The following is a 17,929-nucleotide window of genomic DNA, read 5'->3' on the forward strand; positions in this document are numbered from 1 at the left end:
GGTTTTTATTTTCGGCATTTATTATTTTTGAACTTAAAGAAAGGAGCCAAGTTATGACGAGTGCGATTTTTCAGACGGAAAACAAAAACGACCTAAAACTTTTTGTCGCCTTAGCTAAAAGACAGGGTATTTTCGTTAGATATATTAAAACGACGCCAACACAACCTAAAAAGGAAACAGATATTCTTGGCGAAATATGCGGAAAATGGAAAGACAGCAAATCTGCAGAAGAAATGATTGAAGACATTTATTCAGCAAGAACGTCAGGTAAAACAAGAAAGTTGGTCGAATGGTAGAAACAAAGTATTTGCTCGATACCAATATCTGCGCTTTTCTTATAAGAGACAGATTTAATATAAAAGAAAAAATTCGGCAAATAGGCGGATTAAATAGTTGTGCTATATCGGAAATTACATACGCAGAATTATATTATGGCGCCGAAAGCAGCGAATATAAGATAAAAAATCTTGATATTTTGGATGTATTTGCGAAAAACATAAAAATAATCCCAATAAGAAAGACAATTCCGTTATTTGCAAAAGAAAAGGTAAGATTAAAAAAAAAAGGACAAATAATAGATGATTTTGATTTACTAATAGGAACAACAGCGGTTGCAAATAATTTAATTATGGTCAGCGAAAATGAAAAACATTTATCTCGCATAGAAAATATAAAATTAGAAAATTGGGTACAAAGGCAATGAGCGATAATTATCATATTCCTGTTTTGCTTAACGAGTGCGTCGAACATTTGAATATCAAAAAAGATGGTATTTATTGTGATTTTACGCTCGGTGGCGGCGGACATTTTGCCGAAATTGCGAAAATGTTGGGTAAAGACGGAATTGCCATCGGAATTGACAGAGATTTGACGGCAGTAGAACGTGCCACTCTGAAATGGTCAACAATATCGGAGGCTGAGCCTGTCGAAGCCAAAATAATTATAGAGCAAAGCCCGTTTTCGCAATTTGCGGAAATTTTGCAGAAACACAAGATTGAAAAAATTGACGGGATTTTGATGGATTTGGGCGTTTCTTCACACCAGTTCGACGAGGGCGAGCGAGGTTTCAGCTATAGAAGCGACGCGCTTTTGGATATGCGGATGAACAGGAACGACGAAAAAAATGCCGCGGATATAATAAATTTTGCGAGCGAAAGCGAACTCGCGGAGATTTTAGGCGAATACGGAGAAGTAAGAAACCCGCAGAGAATGGCAAAAAAAATTGTTGTAAGCAGAAAACTGAAGAAAATTGAAACAACGGGCGAATTTGTAGCGATTTTGAACGAAGAATACGGAAATTTGCAAAATGCGGTGTTATCGAAAATTTTTCAGGCGTTCAGAATTGCCGTAAACAGCGAGTTGGACGAACTGAAAACCGCCCTGCAAACCTCGCTGGAATATTTGAATACGGGCGGACGAATTGTGGTGCTTTCGTATCATTCGCTTGAAGACAGGATTGTGAAAAATTTTCTTCGCGACAATGCTCAAAATTGTGTTTGCCCGCGGGAATTGCCGAAATGCGTTTGCGAAGGCAAGGCGAAATTAGAGCTTATTACAAAAAAATCTCTCGTTGCGAAAGATGATGAAATTTCAGATAACCGCAGAGCAAGAAGCGCGAAACTTCGATGCGGAGAAAGGATAAATTTATGAAGAATTTGTTGTGGTTTTTCTTTTTTGGCGCGGTAGCGTTTGTGTTTGTTTTGGAGTCGAAAATCAGCGACGCCATTGAGCGCGACATTCAAACAAGAAGAAACGAAATAGCCGTTATAGAAAAGGAAATAGCCGAACTGAAATTACATATAAATTCGGCGGTGTCATTAAGCGACATCCGAAATTTTGCAGAAAGCCGAAATATGGTCTTAACAAATCCGATGGACATAATAACTCTTGAAACACGGCGAAACACCTACACTGTCCGAGGAGAAAATCGTAGTATCGTAGAACAAATAATGTCGCTTTTGGAGTAAAAATGACTATCGGAGACATTTCTGCAAAGTTCGTTAATTCGCTGAAAACCGATGGGTTTATACACCTTTCGATATTTGTTTTTTTTCTTATATGCTTGTTTTTTATAACTCGACTTTGGGAATTGCAGATAGTCAAAGGCGGCGACAAAAGAGAATTTGTCAGAAATTCCACCGAAAGAACAATCCCCGAACATCCCAGACGCGGAAGAATATTAGACCGAAACGGAAACGAAATAGCATTTTCCGTGCCGATGAGAGATAACAGAGACACAACATTAACAAGATGGACAAGAGTTTATACATATACAAAATCCGCGCCTCTTATCGGTTTTGTTAAAAGAGACATAACGCAGGCGGGACTTGCGGGTGTGGAGCGAGCTTTCGACAATTATTTGGCAGGCGAAGTAGGATTTTCGCAGTTTCGCAGAGACGGTCGCGGACGGCTTGTTCCTAGGTCGGGACGAATGCAACAAAACGTAAGGCACGGCTCGGACGTTCATTTAACAATCGACCTTAATATACAAAGAATAGTCGATGATGTGCTTGCGGAAACCGTCCGAAATTCCAGAGCGAGCGGCGGAATGGCTATAGTTATGAACCCGCATACAGGCGAAATTTACGCAATGGCTTCAAATCCGAGTTTTGACCCGAATGTTAGCCGAACCACAGTCCCCAAAAACAGAGCTATAGGCGAAAATTATGAGCCGGGAAGTATATTCAAAATAATCGCCTTTGCCGCGGCGCTCGAAGAAGGACTGATTACTCCCGACCAAGTTGTTGATTTATTGGGCGGAGAATTTCAAATTCCAAACGAACGTCCGATAAGAGACCCGTTTCCGCTGAGCGAAACTACTTTTTCCGAGGCGTTTCGACTTTCGAGCAACATTGCTTCGCTCAAAATTGCGGGCAAACTCGGCAACAGGTTATTTTACAGTTATATAGAAAGATTTGGAATGGGCGCCCAAACAGGCATCGGGCTTTTTGAGGAAGAGCGCGGAATTCTTCACCATTTTAACAATTGGAGAGCCCGCGACGCTATGAGTATAAGTTTCGGAAACGCGATTTCGGTCACTGCTTTGCAAATGGCTATAGCAACTTCGGCAATAGCCAACGGCGGCTTCATTTTGCGCCCGCAGATTTACAGAAGAATTACCGACGAAAGAGGTCGCATAATAACGGGCAACAACGGACAACGCCGCGAAACAAGACGAACGGTCGTTAGACAGGTAATTTCCGAAGAAACCGCCGAAACTATGCGTTTGCTTATGAGCGACGTGGTAAACGAAAGAGGAACGGGACGAGCCGCCTTTATAGAGGGCTTAAACATCGGCGGAAAAACAGGAACAAGCCGTATAGTTCGCGGCGGCAGATACCTTGAAAACAACTATTGGGCGTCTTTCATAGGAATTACTCCCATAGACCAGCCCGCGCTCGTTGCGGTCGTTTCGGTTTACGACCCGTTGCGCGGCAGATTTGGCGGTCCTGTTGCGGGCGCCGCCGTCGCACAAATAATGAAAAATATTGTCGCTTCACCCAAAGTAACAATCGGAAAAGACATTCGCTTATACCGCGACACCACAGAAGCAGCCACCCAACATTGGAGCGACCAACAAAGAGAAATAAGAATTTTTCCAAATCTAACAGGTCTCGATTTAAGAACGGCAAGAAGAATTTCATCGGAAAGCAGAATTGATTTTGAAATTATGGGAACAGGAAACGTGGTATTGTCTCAAGACCCCACAGCGGGTACAGAAGTAAGAAATCTTGCGCGCGTTGTACTTTTCACCGACTCTATTGACACGCAAATAACAATGCCGAATTTTGTAGGAGTGAATATCAGAGACGCAATAGAAATGCTTCGTCAGCGCGGAATAACGCCGACCTTTGTAGAAGAGGGAATAGGAAGAGTTCGCAGACAATACCCGACAGTCGGCACATTTTGGCAAGAAGGAATGCCCTGTTCACTGTTTGTAGAGAGAGGAATTAGTGATTTATGGTAAAATTTAATAACATTGTTTACGACTCGCGCACAGTAAAAAAAGGCGATTTATTCTGCGCAATCAAAGGATTTTCGGTTGACGGAAACGATTTTGTCGATACCGCAGTAAAGAACGGAGCAATTGCCGTTTTATCCGAAAACGAAAAACCGAAAAATTTCCCTGCAGAATGGATAAAATGCGGAAACGCAAAACAAGAAATGGCAAAAATCGCAAAAAATCATTACGGCGTTAATTTTGACGAAATTTTTTGTTCCGCTACCACAGGAACAAACGGAAAAACAAGCATTGCCACAATAACCTACGAAATTTTATCTCAAATTTTCGGAGAAGAGAATGCCGTCCTTTTGGGAACTGCAGGCAACAGAGTTTGCGGCGAATTTTTTGAAGCAGAACGCACCACCCCCGAAGCTGTCGATACATTAAAAATGCTCGGCACCGCAAAAAACAAAATTAAAGCATTTTCTATGGAAGCGAGTTCGCACGCGCTTGTTTTGGACAGACTTGCAGAGTTCTTTTTTGACTTGGTAATTTTCAGCAATCTAACGCAAGATCACTTAGATTTTCACGGCACAATGGAAGATTATTATCAGGCAAAAAAACGACTTTTTACCGAACACGTAAAACCCAACGGCATTGCAATAATAAACATCGACGACGAATACGGAAGACGGTTGTTTGGGGAATTGGGTGAAGCAGTAAGGGCAGGTTTCAAACCTGCCCCTACAAATGTGTTTTCCGTAGGGTTTTCGCAAGAGGCAGATTATAGAATTTCAGACGCGCATTGCGATACGTCGGGAACATTTTTCAAAATAACGCGAGAGCAACGGTTGCCAACACCACAGAAAAAAACACTGAAATTCCGCACAAAACTTATAGGGCATTTCAACGTAATAAACTGCGCCCAAGCAGTCTGCGGCTTGCTTGCCAAAGGTTTTGACGAAACCGCAGTAATCGACGGACTTGCCGCCGTAAAACAAGTAGAGGGACGAATAGACAAAGTTGAATTGAACTCCCCTTTCAGCGTTTTTGTGGACTACGCACACACTCCCGACGCGCTTATAAAAGTGCTTTCGACCGCAAGAAAGCTCTGCAAAGGAAATCTTATATGCGTATTCGGCGCAGGCGGAAACCGCGATAAAACCAAACGTCCGCCAATGGCGGAAGCAGTAGCAAAAAACTGCGATTTTGCAATTTTAACAAGCGATAATCCCAGAAACGAGGAGCCAAGTACCATAATATCCGACGTAAAGGAAGGTTTTCCGTCAGATTTTCCGTACGAAACAATAATTGACCGAAAAGAGGCGATAAAATTCGCGCTGAAATCCGCAAAAGCAGGCGATTGTGTTATAATCGCGGGAAAAGGACACGAGAAATATCAGGAAATCGCGGGAGTTAAGCATCACTTTGATGATAAGGAAGTGGTGATAGAGTGCCAAAGAGAAGAGTATTAAAGTTCAATTTATCGCAATTTCCGCATTTATAGAAGCAGAAAAGCGCCAATCTTGCGACGTATTCCTGTTTTTATCGCCTCTTACAAAGCCCGAAAAACGAAGAGAATTGCTTGCTCTTATTCCTAAATTCGCTGAAATTCTGTGATTACCGTTTACCGCAAAACCGTCCGCCATATTGTGGCGCAATTCACCGTCGAAATTTACGTAGGCATAAGTGTATGAAATCTCTGCGCTCCCTGCATTTGTCGGCAAAAAACGAAAGCCACCGCGAGCCGCCGTATAATTTCCCGAATTATTTTTGACTGTACGCCCAAAAGTTTCTTCTAAAAAAATATTCAGCCAGTCCCTCGCCACAAATGTTTGCAAAGGCTTAATATTTATGTCTCTTATCAGAAGTGTAATGTTGCCGCCGTCTGTTTCTTCGATAAATCCTTTGTTTGAAAATCCCAAATGAAAACGCTCCCACATATACAAAAAGTTTGTTTCTTCTTCCAAAACTCGCCTGTTTCTTTGTGGAGATATACTTGTTGAGGCGCCGAGCCGAGCGGAAGCTCTTATGGGAATTTCGGGTGGCATAACAGACAAATGCTGATTGTAAGATATAAGAGAGTGCGAGATTTTTTCACGCAAATCGTCGTTAATATTTGCCGCAAACGGCAGATAAATCAGCCAAGCGGGCGCAGATAAATCATTATTTCTGTCGTGGCGAACATCGCCTTCACTAAGCAAAAAACCTGAAAAACTAAGACCGTTTCGCATATTATAATGCCAATTTACCGAAAAATTATTGCGAACAAAAAAATCAAGCGCATTGCCGCCCGATACAACAATTTCGCGCGCGACATAATCGCCGAACGGACTTTCTGTAAAACCGCCGAAAATCGGGTCGCGTATATGCGTTCCCGTTCCGCTCGGCACTCTTATGTATTCCCAACGGCGCTCGTTTCTCGATTCACTGCTTAAATTCCAAGTTGTGTTTATTCCTTTGGAATGGTCGTCGGAGACTACTCGGTCTTCAAGCGTCAGTAAAAATGTCGAACTGCTGCCTTCTCGCGTTTCTTCGTAAATAAAACTTCCCGACGAAGTTAGGGTGCGATTTCTTGAAAAATCGGTTGTTAATGCCGACGAAAAAGCAAGTGAATGCAAGGTTCTTGTTCTGGAAAAGTGCGAATTCTCCTGCGATGTTCCCGTTTCATTATATGTAAAGGAATTGGAAAATCTTCTGAATTCGTTGCGATGCGTTATTCCTGCCTCAATTCTGCCGTTATAATATTGCGCTTCGTTCAAAAACCAGTCCTCGCGCGCAAAGAAATTAAGGCGATTATCTCCAAAATCAAAGCCGAGCCCCGCGTTTTGAATACGCCCCGCGGTTGATTCGGAATTGGTGCGTTTTGTGTATAAATAACTGAAATCAAATGGTGTTTGAGCGCCGCTTTCAAATCCCGCAGAAATTCTTTGCACCAATTGGCGATTATTTTGTAGGGGCGTATTGCATACGCCCAAATCGCCGTTGTTCGTTGTTGCAGGGCGTATGCAATACGCCCCTACGTTATCAAAATATCCGCGTCCGTAGCCGCCCGTAAGAAGAACATTACGCTGAAATCCCGCAGAAAACATATTTTCCCACAGCGAATACGGTATGGAGTTCTCAATTCCCCAATTTCTGCTTAATTCGTGATTATCCAAGATGCTGTTCACAAATAAATCGCCCGCCACGCTTGCTGTAAATTCGTTTCGCACAACAAAATTATTTTCCAAATTTGAGGAAATAAACAAATCCGCGCTGAATGCCGATGAATTATTATGCCTGTCGCCGATTACAGAAAGCGTATTTTGGTCAAAATTTTCGCCCGCCCCTGCAATGTTAATTCTTAATTGGTCGCTTGGCGCATAATTTATGGAGATTTCGCCTTTTACACTTTGAGACGGAAGCGCGACTTCGCCAAACGCCGAATAATTGCCGTTTCCTGTGCCGACATACAAATAAATAAAGTCCAAAACCGCGCTTGCTGCACGCTCCACTTCGTCCAAAAATTCGGGGGTATATCCAAGCCCGAGCGCTAAAAACCATTCCCGTTGAGACGGAAAATATGGAGCATAATCGCCGTCGCCGACAGCCGTTCGCCTAAACCTAACAGTAAAAAGGTCTTTTACCAGATAAACATCTTCGGGATTAGCGACCCATTGATAAATTCCGTTTTCGTCCAAAGAATAAATCCGCTCAAAAGCCTGCACTCGCAAAACATCGTTTCTGTGAATTGGATTACCAAGCATTAAAAGCGGCGAGGTGTTGCCCGAATTACGTATCAATTCGAGCTCGTCTCGGGTGAAATCTCTTTGAGAAGATTCAAAAATGTCCCTGTCTAAAAAAAACGAAAAATCAAAGTTTAATGTTGAATCCAAAAGCGAAAATTTGTTTTGCGCGCCCGTCAAAAAACTGTTGTATTCAAAATTGCGATATTTGTAATGTATTTCTATTATTTGTCCGCTTCTTATAGGAGTTTGGGCGGTAAATCTGACTGAGGCTAAGTCATAATCGACGATGTAGTTTTCAAATTCTTGTTGCACCCCTCCGTCAATCAAAACTATCACGGAGTTTGGTATCAGAAAAACGTGCGAGCCGTCTCTTGCCGTCAAATTGTAAATTCCGCCCTGAAGCCCCGCTCTCGGCTCAAAGCGCATATATCCCGAATTTGTTCCCGAAATCCCTGCAAATACGTTATTTTTGCGCCCGATTTCGTCGTTTCTTAACTCTAAAAAAACACCTTTGGGGGTATAAAGTTCGTTCAATATTCCATCGTTTCGACTTCTTATTTCCAAATCTCCGACAATCGCGCTCCATCGCGGCAGACCGTCTGCTCCGAAATTTTCGACTTTCATATAAATTCTGTCCAATTCACCTATCTCGCTCGTTTGCCCGTCAAGCGAAGACGATTGGTCGTCGATAAAAGCCGAAATTCGCGTGTTTGAGTCGATATACCCGTAAATTTCAACCCGAAGCGTTTGTTCCATAGCGACTTCCCCGTTGCTTCCGACTGAAACGCCGATGGTTTTTGTTCCCTCAAAATTTATCGCTTCGGCTCCGCTCAGCGACCGGTTAGAGCCCTCAAATCCTGCCCCCCATCGGTCGCTGAGCGAAGCCGAAGCGTCCGAAACAAAAACGGGTAAATTTAAGCCGTAAGTTCTTGAAATTCCCGGAAACAGTTCTGTATATTCAATATTGATTTCTTGCCCGGCTCTTACTTCTTCCGCAAAAACAACAGCATTATTTTCTGCGACAAACCGCCAATTCGGGATTTCGCAAGGCTGTTCACAAATTATTCTGACTGAATTCGGGTCAACAATGACATTCGGAAGCGCAATTCTGTTTACAGAGGTGTCGAAAATGAATATAAATTCTCTTTGTTGCGCTCCGAAAACAGCCGCAATCAGAAAAAAAAGTGTAATTATTACTTTTTTCATACGCTATTTTTTGCTTTATGCAATAACGCTTATCAGCGGCAAATCCCACTTATTTGTGTCTGTAGTTTTGGAAATGCGCATTTTTACTCCTTAATTTTTTTTATGAACAACAAAACGCCATATTCTATTATGGAAAATATTATTTTACCACAAGTCAAAGGAGAAAAAGGCAATGAAGCAAATAAAATTAACTGATTTTGAAAATAAATCGACCTTAAACGTCGCTGTCGAAATCGACAAAACAAAACTTATCACAAAAATTTCAGGCGATATTTCGCAAATCGATTTTCCGAAAATATCACCAACGCCGACACGCAAAAACGAACTTTGGACTATCGGCTGTTTTGAGATATTTGTGAGCCAAAACGGCAAATCCTATAACGAATATAATTTCGGGTTCGACGAAAATTGGGAGTGCTTCAATTTTTCGGATTATCGCGAAAATCAAAGTCGTCCTCAAGTTGCCGTCCCTCCGAAAATATCTTGTGAAATTACCGAAAATTTGTTTGTGCAAAAAGTCGAATTCGGCGAAAATATAATAGGCGAAAATCTTTTTTCGATAACTGCCGCAATTAAACTGAAAAGCGGCGAATTTTTGTATTTTGCGAACAAACACTGCGGAGAAAAGGCAGATTTTCATATAGCTGAGGCGAGAGCGCTGATTATATAACACTCTATGTTTTACATTTTTTTGACAGCCTTTAAAAGTTCCATAAACACAGGCACAAGATACGCTTCATCTGTGTTTTGCACTTTTTCTATATTTAAACTTGCCCGTCCGACAATATAACTTTGCGCCTCTTTTATCGCTTTTAGAGGAGATTTTTTCAAAAATTTTCTCAGAACATAAAGTTCTTGAAGTATAATGTTTCTATTCGGATTTATATTTTCAATGTAAAGTCGTTTTCGGGTTAAATTCGGCTCAAAAATGCTTAAATCATCGCCGAATTTTTCTTTACAAAATTCTATTATACGCCAATAATTAGCAATTCTACCGTCATATTCTTTTTGAGGATTTTTTTTGTTGCGACAAGCCGAATTCTCCACATAACGCCAATGGTAAAAACATTCTTCTACATCGGCTATTTTATCGCAATAATACACAACCTGACCAAGCATAAAATCGTCATCACCCAATCCTCTCGGCGGGTAAGATATTTTTTCATAAATTTCGCGTTTAACAAGTTTATTCCAAACAGCCGTAGCAGCTGCAGAACCGCCGAACGAAGCGAGAATTATACGCTCAATTTTACTTTGCGCAAAACCGGGGGCTTTCATAGGAACAATCTCACCATTTCTAGTTCCTGCAAAAAGTCCGCAACAAACCATATCCAAGTCCTGCGAAATAGCCGTCCCCAGCATAACTTCAAGCATATTCGGCTCTATTGTATCATCGCTGTCAATCATAATAACATATCTTCCGTTTGAGTTTTCGAGCCCTGTTTTTCGCGCTAAGGCAACTCCTTCGTTTATTTCTTTATTTACAACGATTATTCTGCTATCTTTTGCCGCATATTCATTAAGAATTGCTAAAGAATTATCAGGAGAAACGTCATTTACACAAACTATCTCTATATTTTTGTAAGTTTGGTTTATTATACTATCAAGACATTGACGCAAATATGCTTCTACATTATAAACAGGGACGATGACGCTTATTAGCGGCAAATCCCGCTTGTGTGTGTGTGTGTGTGTGTGTGTGTTCAAAGATTTCACAAGCCGCATCTTGTATTCCTTTATTTTTTTAGATTTTTTAATTCCCAAATTAAGATACTATTTGCCGCTAAGAAAAAGAGTATATTTTAACAAAAGAGATTTTATTTACATACAACAAACATAGAAATATACTATTTTACTTAGGCGAGAATATTGAAACTTTAACCATCGGCAACATTTTCCCATAACGGCAAAAAATTCCCCGATAGGAAAATTTTTCCTACCACAAATAAAAACAATTCGTAATTTTTAATTCGTAATTCGCAATTAAATATCGCTTGGCACACATTTTGCATATAATTCAAAAAAAAGGAGGGTTGGGTATGTTGCAATCCATTTTGAGCGGTACACAAAGAAATCAGGCGTTGGCAAAAACATTGGACGCAAGAATGGCTCGTCAAAGAGTTATCGCGACAAATATTGCCAATATAAATACGCCGGGATTTCAGCGAAGAGAGGTGACGTTTGAAGACGCGCTTTCTACCGCTATAGATAGGTCGCGGCTCAGAGGCGCAAGAACAAACGGCGCGCACTTACCAATCGGACGAACTGCAATGAACGATGTGCGGCACCACGTAATAACTCCTGTTGATAACACAATGCCGAGCGGCGTAAACAATGTGGATATCGACCACGAAATGGCGCAGCTTGCGGAAAATCAAATCGGATTCAATCACGCGTTGAGATTTATGAGAACCGCGTACGAAAGAATGAATTCGGCAGTTCAATTGCAGTCGATAAGATAAAAGGAGGAGGTAGATTATGTCTATTGAGGGAGTTTTTTCGACAATGAGAATAAGCGCTTCGGGAATGAGAGCGCAAAGAATACAGCAAAGCGTTATTACGTCGAATCTGGCGAACATCGAAACCACGCGAACGCCCGAAGGCGGACCTTTTAAGCGCGAATTTGTGGTTTTTGAAGCGGACGGTCGCGATACAATGACGGCTATCCGCGAAGAAAGAGCATTGGCGATAAGCAAGACAAATCTTAACCATTTAAATATACCGTCCACCAGATTTGCAATGCACGAAGCGCAGGGCGGAATGGGTGTGCGAGTTGCGGAAATTCGGCAGGACAGCCGTGAGCACAGAATGGTGCACAATCCGTCTCACCCCGACGCAAACGAAGAGGGATATGTTGCAATGCCGAACATAAACGTTATTGAAGAAATGACAAATATGATAAACGCCACACGCGCATACGAAGCAAATGCAACAGCATTTAATGCGACAAAACAAATGATGATGGCGGTATTTCAAGGATGAGGGGCGATAATGGATAATCAGGGAAAAGCGAGGTAGTAAATGGAAACACAAGCAACGAGAGGACTTGCGGATTTGCAAGCGGTTATGGCGATGGCGAGGCAGAAAAACCCCGCGCTTGCCCGTACTGCAAATACGACCGCGACCACGACAGACAATCGAGTTTCGTCGCCGCAAAAAACGGGTTCCGCGCAAAAAACGGGGCAAGTTTTGAGAAATACAAGCGATGTATCAGTCCAATCGAGCAAATTAGTGGATTTATTTTACTCAAAAACAGAAAAAACGCAGGAACAAACAATTATTTGCCTTGGTTCTCGTTTTGACGCATACGCATAAATTATTTTTTGAGGAGGTTTTGCTATGGGAAACATTGATGCAATTCGTGCGCTCGGCTCGTCAAGCCAAGTTTCGCCGATGCGCAACGTGCAAAAACCGAGCGAAATGACAGGTCCGAGTTTTAAGGACACTCTTTCGGGTTTTCTTAAAGACGTGAACGCAATGCACCTTAATGCCGACGACAAAGTTATGAGAATGGCTGCAGGCGAAATCACGGATGTCCATCAAGTTATGAACGCCGCCGAAGAGGCAAAAACAGCGTTTAATATGATGATGGAAATGCGGAACAGAGTTATGACGGCTTACGAAGAAGTGATGAGAATGCGACTGTAATTTCTCATCGTACCTTTAAGAGATGAAGGGATTTATGGGAGATTTTTTTAAGCAGCTTCTGGCACAGGTATCGGATGTTTGGCAAAAACTTTCGATGCAACAGCGGGTTATAATCACTGCCCTCACGATACTTATGTTCGTGGGGCTTTTGTGGCTTGCTGTCTGGAACGGCGCGGCAGGCGGAGGCGTTGGCGGCGCTCCGAGCGGGTTTCGTCAACTTCACTCGGGGCTTGCAGTAGAAGACGCGGCGGCAATCGTCGATGGCTTGGAAGCGGCTGGATTTCGGTATCGCTTAACAAATAACGGAACTGCAATATTAGTCGAAGAAAGAAATTTCTACGAAGCGCGAATGGCTCTTGCTCGTCAGGGCGTTCCGTCGAGGCAAACGGGCGCGGGCTGGGAAATTCTCGATAACAGACGCTTCGGCGACACGGATTTCGAACTTCGGCTCAGGTCGCGAAGAGCGCTTGAAGGCGAACTTATGCGCACAATTCGTTCAATAAGCGAGATTGAGGACGTCCGTCTTCACCTTACAATTCCCGAAACTTCACTGTTTTTAGAAGAAAGACAACCTGCAAAAGCGGCGGTTGCAATAAGAATTCGCGCAGGCAGAACGCTCAACCGCAGTCAAATCGACGGAATAGCGTTTTTGGTAGCAAGTAGCGTGGACGGTTTGGCTATAAACAACATTTCCATTGTCGATTTTGAAGGAAGGCTCCTTTCGCGCCCCGTTGACGAAAACGACCCGGGAATGATGGGCGGGCGAAATATGGAAATGCGACAAAACGTAGAAAGGTCGCTCAAAACCAGACTTGAAGCGATGTTTGCTAACGTGTTGGGACACGGAAGAGCGAGTGTAGAAGTCACCGCCGATTTGGATTTTAACAGAGTAGAAAGCACTCTTGAGCGATTTGACCCGGAAAGCAGAGTTGTTCGTTCCGAAGAACGTATAGATATGAGCGTAAGAAACGCACCCGACGGCGACAGAATGAACGAAGTACAACGCTCAAACTTTGAAATCGACAGAACTGTAGAGCGAATTTTGCACGAAGTCGGAACTATCAGACGGCTTTCGGTTGCGGTTATGGTCGATAACGCGCGCAGAAACGGCGAATCCACTCCGAGAACTGTGGAAGAAATGGCGAATTTTGAAACAATGGTGCGAAACGCAATCGGCTTCGACCTCACTCGCGGAGACCAAGTAGCCGTAATAAACGTTCCTTTCGATAACGATATGTGGGCATTGTTTGAAGAGCAGACCGCACTGACTCAACAAGAAGAATTTTGGAGGAGAATTATCAACTATGTTGCTTTAGCGCTTATAGTAATAGTTGTTTTTGTAATGCTCAGAAGCATTGCTAAATCACTCGGAGAAGCGATGAACCCGCCAATCCCGGAAGTCGAAATCCCGAACCTCGAAGATGTAGAAGAGGAGATTATGAATATTCCGCCGCACGTAGCACGTTCAAACGAATTGCTTGAAAAAGTCGAAATTATGACAGAAAACGACCCGCAAAACGTGGCGAAAATAATAAAAGATTGGCTCAACGAGCCCGTATTAGGCAAAAAAGATTAAGTCTTAACGGAGGTTAAAAAGTGTCAGCAAATCAGCCATTTTATGAAGGCGGAGACGCAAAAACAGCAGAAGTAGTATCAGCGGCGCGAAACGTTCCCGGTCCTAAAAAAGCGGCTATAGTTATGGTAGCGCTGGGGAGCGAATCTTCAGCAAAGGTTTTGCGGCATATAGAAGAAAAAGACGTTGAGCTTTTAACAACCGAAATCGCTCGTTTGGGAGATGTTACCCCCGAAATTCGCGAGGCTGTCCTGCAGGAATTCACCGCGCTTTCAATGGCTTATCAGTATCTTTCGCAAGGAGGTGTGGACTACGCACGCGCCATTTTGGAAGACGCACTCGGCTCACGAAAAGCAAAAGAAATTATGGAGCGCGTTCAGCAGAAAATCCGGACAACCGGCTTTAATTTGCTCGAAAAAGTTGACCCCGCGCAACTCGTGAACTTTATGAGAAAAGAGCACCCACAAACAATAGCGCTTCTTTTGGCGCACATGGAACCCAACGCTTCCGCACCCGTTTTGGCACAGTTGGCGCCCGAAATTCAAGTGGACGTAGCGGCGCGAATTGCGCTTATGGATTCGGTCACGCCCGACACATTGGACTTGGTTGAGGAGGTACTTATAGAACAGATTAAATCACTATTCGGCGGCGACGTTTCCGAAATCGGCGGCGTTAAAGCGGTTGCAGAAATGCTTAACAATATCGACCGTTCGTCCGAGAAAAACATTCTTGATAACCTTGAGCGCGAAAATCCGAGCTTGGCGATGGAAATCAAAAATCTTATGTTCGTTTTCGAGGATATTATGCTTCTCGACAACGCTTCGATGCGCTTGGTGCTCAAGAAAATCGACCAAAAACACTTGCCAAAGGCGCTCAAAGGCGCTTCGCCCGAATTGCAGGAAAAATTTACAAGCAATATGTCCAATCGCGCTTCCGAAATGCTCTTGGAAGAAATTTCGTATCTCGGTCCTCTACGTCTCAAAGAGGTGGAAGAGGTGCAACAGATAATTGTGGATGTTGTCCGCAAGCTCGAAGAAGAAGGCGAAATTATCATCAGCGGTCGCGGCGGAAGCGAAGAAATTATCGTATAAAATTAAAGGGAAGCGCAGATGAACACCGAAGAAAAACAAACCCACGAATTGCTCGACGAATTACTGAAACGCAAAGATCCTGCGCTCGTTAAAGTTCGCAAAATACTGCGTTCCAAAAATGAGAATTTGACTTCTACAAAATCGTTTTCTTCGCACAGTCCCGAAGTTTTCAGCATTGATAGCAAAGAAAAATCGCGCGAAAACGAGAGCATTTTTTCTAACGACGAGCTAAAAGAGGTGGAACTCAGCAAAGTTATGGCGGAATGCGAAGAGCGTTTGCGGCAAAAAGACGCCCAAATCGAGGCGATAAAACAACAGGCGTTTGAAGACGGAAGAGCTCAAGGAATAGAGGAATGTCAGGACAGAATACAAGAGTCCATCGTTGAAATTGAAGCTAAACTGAAAAACGAAATTCAAGAGTGGCGAGCAGGACAAATTGCTTCGGAACTGGGCGAACGTGATAAATACTTTAAATCACTCGAAAATGATATTTATAGCGCTGTTATTTCGATTGCAAAAAAAATTCTCGACGCAGAAATTAACACGAATGCAAACCTTATAATAGACGTTATCAGAAAAGCGATTTCGCATATTTCGCAACGCGACGGCATAACAATTCGCGTTTCAAAAGACGATTACGAGTATGTAAATTCGCATCTTTCGGATTTCAACCGCCACACCGACGGCGCATACTCAATAAATATAATAGAAGACGAGCACATAAGAATGGGCGGCTGTTTAATCGAAACCGAATCGACAATAGTTGACGCGCAAATAGAAAAACGCTATGATAAAATCTTCGATTTGGTCGATAAAATTTGGTTTGAAATATGCGGCCCGTTAACATTCAAGAGAACGCAAATAGAGGAGAAATGATATGCTTGTATCAGGCAAACATTACAGAACAATTTGGCTAAACGAAAAAGACGATAAAATCGTATCAATAATAGACCAAACCAAACTTCCGCACTCATTTGAAACCGTCAATCTGAAAACGGTCGAGGATTTTCGTTGGGCGATAAAAGATATGATTGTCAGAGGCGCGGGACTTATCGGCGCAACCGCAGGGTACAGTATGTATATTGCCGCCTTAGAAGCAAGCGACGAAAACTTTGACGACGACGTAAAAAAATCGGGCGAAATTTTGGCGGCAACACGCCCCACCGCAAAAAATTTGTCGTGGGCAGTCGCTCGACAAATATCCAAAATTTGCGACAATAATTTATCGGTCGCCGAAAAAAGAAAAGTCGCAAAAACCGAAGCCGAAGCAATAGCCGACGAAGACGCGGAATTTTGCAGAAAAATCGGTGAAAACGGACTCGAAATAATTAAAGAAATAGCAAAAAAGAAAAACGGCGCAACTGTAAATATTCTAACACACTGCAACGCAGGCTGGCTTGCATTCACCGATTACGGCTCCGCGCTCTCCCCTATTTACGCCGCCCAAAACGCAGGAATTGACATTCACGTCTGGGTGGACGAAACGCGCCCAAGAAACCAAGGCGCAAGTTTGACCGCGTGGGAATTAGGACAGCAAGGCGTAAAACACCATCTTATCGCCGATAACAGCGGCGGACATTTAATGCAACACGGACTTGTGGATATGGCGATTGTCGGCGCGGACAGGGTGTCGCTCGGCGGCGACGCGGCAAATAAAATCGGCACGTATCTTAAAGCCCTCGCCGCAAAAGATAATAACGTCCCTTTTTACGTAGCGTTCCCATCTTCCACTTTCGACTTTGAAATAGAAGACGGCGTTAAAGAAATAGAAATAGAAGAGCGCACGGGCGACGAAGTCCGAATAATGAGCGGCAAAGACAAAAACGGCAACATCTGCGACGTTCAGATTTGTCCTGACGATACCCCTGCAAAAAATTGGGGTTTTGATGTGAGCCCTGCTCGGTTAATAACGAATTTGATTACAGAAAGAGGTGTTTTTGAGGCGAGCAAAGAGGCGATTTTAAGGGTTTATCCTGAAGCAAAAAAATAAAAAAAGGGCGTAGTTTTACGCCCTGCAAAATATCCGACTTACTTCTTCTATAGCGCTACCTTTTCCGTTGTTTTTGCCGCGGTTCCTTTTTTATCATCATCCAAATTTTTCGCCATTACGTCCAAATATTGAACTTGGTCGTTCAAAAACGAGCGAAAGCGGGAAATGAAACTCTCTTTTTGGGCGGAAAGGGCGCGGATTTCACTTTCTAAACGATACACTCTTTCGCGGCTTTCGCTTTCGTAGCGGTCGGCGCGGACTTGCGCGTCTTTTATTATAAGTTCCGCTTCTTTTTGCGCGTTTGCTCTTGCGTCGTCGGTTGCTCTTTGCGCGGTCATAAGCGTTTCGTTGAGCGTTCTGTCGATTTTTTTGTAGTGAGCGAGCTGGTTTTCGAGGTCTTTAATCTTAGACGACATAGCCGTGTTTTCGCTCGTTTGCTCTTCTACCTGACTTGCAATTTGCTGTAAAAAACTGTCCAAATGGTCGGGGTCTATTCCGTTGAATGCTTTCTTGCGGAATGTAAACTTTCTTATTTCAAGCGGCGTTATCTGCATAAATGTCTCCTTTTTATTTGTTTTTGAGAGACGTATTCAATACGTCTCTACGTTTCATTCACGTTCTATTTATCGTAATCTCTTGGTCCGAAAATTCGCGTTCCGACCCTTATCATCGTTGCGCCGTATTTAATCGCTAAGGCAAAATCGCTGCTCATTCCCATTGAAAGTTCGCATTTGCCGTTTTCACACA

The 17,929-nt window shown here is 43.0% G+C and carries 19 protein-coding genes; 15 read left to right on the forward strand and 4 right to left on the reverse strand.

Annotation, left to right across the window (positions count from 1 at the left end):
• The first annotated feature begins 53 nt into the window (after window positions 1-53).
• The 6 genes from FWE23_05405 to FWE23_05430 are packed head-to-tail and all read left to right on the forward strand — an operon-like array spanning window position 54 to window position 5,418.
• Entirely contained in the window at window positions 54-296 is a 243-nt protein-coding gene (locus FWE23_05405) for a hypothetical protein (protein MCL2844870.1), read from the forward strand.
• The gene (locus FWE23_05410) at window positions 290-703 is read left to right on the forward strand and encodes a PIN domain-containing protein (protein ID MCL2844871.1); all 414 of its coding nucleotides are present in this window, start codon (window positions 290-292) and stop codon (window positions 701-703) included. The genes FWE23_05405 and FWE23_05410 overlap by 7 nt, the downstream gene beginning before the upstream one ends.
• Window positions 700-1,650 (forward strand): 16S rRNA (cytosine(1402)-N(4))-methyltransferase RsmH, encoded by a 951-nt coding sequence (gene rsmH, locus FWE23_05415; GenBank protein ID MCL2844872.1) that lies wholly within the window; start codon window positions 700-702, stop codon window positions 1,648-1,650. Before FWE23_05410 ends, rsmH begins: the two co-directional genes overlap by 4 nt.
• Window positions 1,647-1,967 carry a hypothetical protein gene (locus FWE23_05420; protein MCL2844873.1) on the forward strand — a complete coding sequence of 107 codons (321 nt, stop codon included), beginning with the start codon at window positions 1,647-1,649 and terminating at the stop codon, window positions 1,965-1,967. The genes rsmH and FWE23_05420 overlap by 4 nt, the downstream gene beginning before the upstream one ends.
• Before the next feature lie 2 nt (window positions 1,968-1,969).
• The gene (locus FWE23_05425) at window positions 1,970-3,967 is read left to right on the forward strand and encodes a penicillin-binding transpeptidase domain-containing protein (GenBank protein MCL2844874.1); all 1,998 of its coding nucleotides are present in this window, start codon (window positions 1,970-1,972) and stop codon (window positions 3,965-3,967) included.
• Window positions 3,961-5,418, forward strand: coding sequence for a UDP-N-acetylmuramoyl-L-alanyl-D-glutamate--2,6-diaminopimelate ligase (locus FWE23_05430; protein ID MCL2844875.1), 1,458 nt, complete (start codon window positions 3,961-3,963; stop codon window positions 5,416-5,418). The genes FWE23_05425 and FWE23_05430 overlap by 7 nt, the downstream gene beginning before the upstream one ends.
• Window positions 5,419-5,421: 3 nt before the next feature.
• Here the strand turns inward: FWE23_05430 and FWE23_05435 are convergent, their stop codons facing one another.
• Complete coding sequence (locus FWE23_05435; protein MCL2844876.1) at window positions 5,422-8,880, reverse strand: hypothetical protein; 3,459 nt, start codon at window positions 8,878-8,880, stop codon at window positions 5,422-5,424.
• A 172-nt stretch (window positions 8,881-9,052) separates the two neighbouring features.
• Between FWE23_05435 and FWE23_05440 the strand changes: the two genes are divergently transcribed.
• A complete protein-coding gene (locus tag FWE23_05440; GenBank protein MCL2844877.1) occupies window positions 9,053-9,550 on the forward strand; it encodes a hypothetical protein in 498 nt (165 codons plus the stop codon).
• Window positions 9,551-9,561: 11 nt separating this feature from the next.
• Here the strand turns inward: FWE23_05440 and FWE23_05445 are convergent, their stop codons facing one another.
• Window positions 9,562-10,605 carry a glycosyltransferase gene (locus FWE23_05445; GenBank protein MCL2844878.1) on the reverse strand — a complete coding sequence of 348 codons (1,044 nt, stop codon included), beginning with the start codon at window positions 10,603-10,605 and terminating at the stop codon, window positions 9,562-9,564.
• A gap of 314 nt (window positions 10,606-10,919) precedes the next feature.
• On the opposite strand from FWE23_05445, the gene flgB reads away from it, so the two are divergent.
• From flgB to mtnA, 8 genes are read left to right on the forward strand one after another with little or no spacing between them, the layout of a single operon-like run.
• Window positions 10,920-11,342 carry a flagellar basal body rod protein FlgB gene (flgB, locus tag FWE23_05450; protein MCL2844879.1) on the forward strand — a complete coding sequence of 141 codons (423 nt, stop codon included), beginning with the start codon at window positions 10,920-10,922 and terminating at the stop codon, window positions 11,340-11,342.
• 16 nt (window positions 11,343-11,358) lie between these two features.
• Complete coding sequence (gene flgC / locus FWE23_05455; protein ID MCL2844880.1) at window positions 11,359-11,862, forward strand: flagellar basal body rod protein FlgC; 504 nt, start codon at window positions 11,359-11,361, stop codon at window positions 11,860-11,862.
• 39 nt (window positions 11,863-11,901) lie between these two features.
• On the forward strand, window positions 11,902-12,195 hold the full coding sequence (locus FWE23_05460; GenBank protein MCL2844881.1) for a hypothetical protein: 294 nt from the start codon (window positions 11,902-11,904) through the stop codon (window positions 12,193-12,195).
• A 24-nt stretch (window positions 12,196-12,219) separates the two neighbouring features.
• The gene (fliE, locus tag FWE23_05465; protein ID MCL2844882.1) at window positions 12,220-12,528 is read left to right on the forward strand and encodes a flagellar hook-basal body complex protein FliE; all 309 of its coding nucleotides are present in this window, start codon (window positions 12,220-12,222) and stop codon (window positions 12,526-12,528) included.
• A 34-nt stretch (window positions 12,529-12,562) separates the two neighbouring features.
• Window positions 12,563-14,104 carry a flagellar M-ring protein FliF gene (gene fliF / locus FWE23_05470; GenBank protein ID MCL2844883.1) on the forward strand — a complete coding sequence of 514 codons (1,542 nt, stop codon included), beginning with the start codon at window positions 12,563-12,565 and terminating at the stop codon, window positions 14,102-14,104.
• Window positions 14,105-14,124: 20 nt separating this feature from the next.
• On the forward strand, window positions 14,125-15,192 hold the full coding sequence (gene fliG, locus FWE23_05475; protein MCL2844884.1) for a flagellar motor switch protein FliG: 1,068 nt from the start codon (window positions 14,125-14,127) through the stop codon (window positions 15,190-15,192).
• 18 nt (window positions 15,193-15,210) lie between these two features.
• Window positions 15,211-16,068: a FliH/SctL family protein gene (locus tag FWE23_05480; protein ID MCL2844885.1), complete on the forward strand. Its 858-nt coding sequence runs from the start codon at window positions 15,211-15,213 to the stop codon at window positions 16,066-16,068.
• A gap of 1 nt (window position 16,069) precedes the next feature.
• The gene (gene mtnA, locus FWE23_05485; protein MCL2844886.1) at window positions 16,070-17,182 is read left to right on the forward strand and encodes an S-methyl-5-thioribose-1-phosphate isomerase; all 1,113 of its coding nucleotides are present in this window, start codon (window positions 16,070-16,072) and stop codon (window positions 17,180-17,182) included.
• A gap of 47 nt (window positions 17,183-17,229) precedes the next feature.
• Here mtnA and FWE23_05490 read toward each other — a convergent pair whose 3' ends face one another.
• On the reverse strand, window positions 17,230-17,736 hold the full coding sequence (locus tag FWE23_05490; GenBank protein MCL2844887.1) for a DivIVA domain-containing protein: 507 nt from the start codon (window positions 17,734-17,736) through the stop codon (window positions 17,230-17,232).
• Between the two features lie 65 nt (window positions 17,737-17,801).
• On the reverse strand, window positions 17,802-17,929 hold a 128-nt coding region (locus FWE23_05495), incomplete at its 5' end, for a YggS family pyridoxal phosphate-dependent enzyme (protein ID MCL2844888.1).

It is taken from the genome of Chitinivibrionia bacterium (assembly GCA_009779925.1).
In the GTDB taxonomy this organism is placed as follows: Bacteria; Fibrobacterota; Chitinivibrionia; order Chitinivibrionales; family Chitinivibrionaceae; genus WRFX01.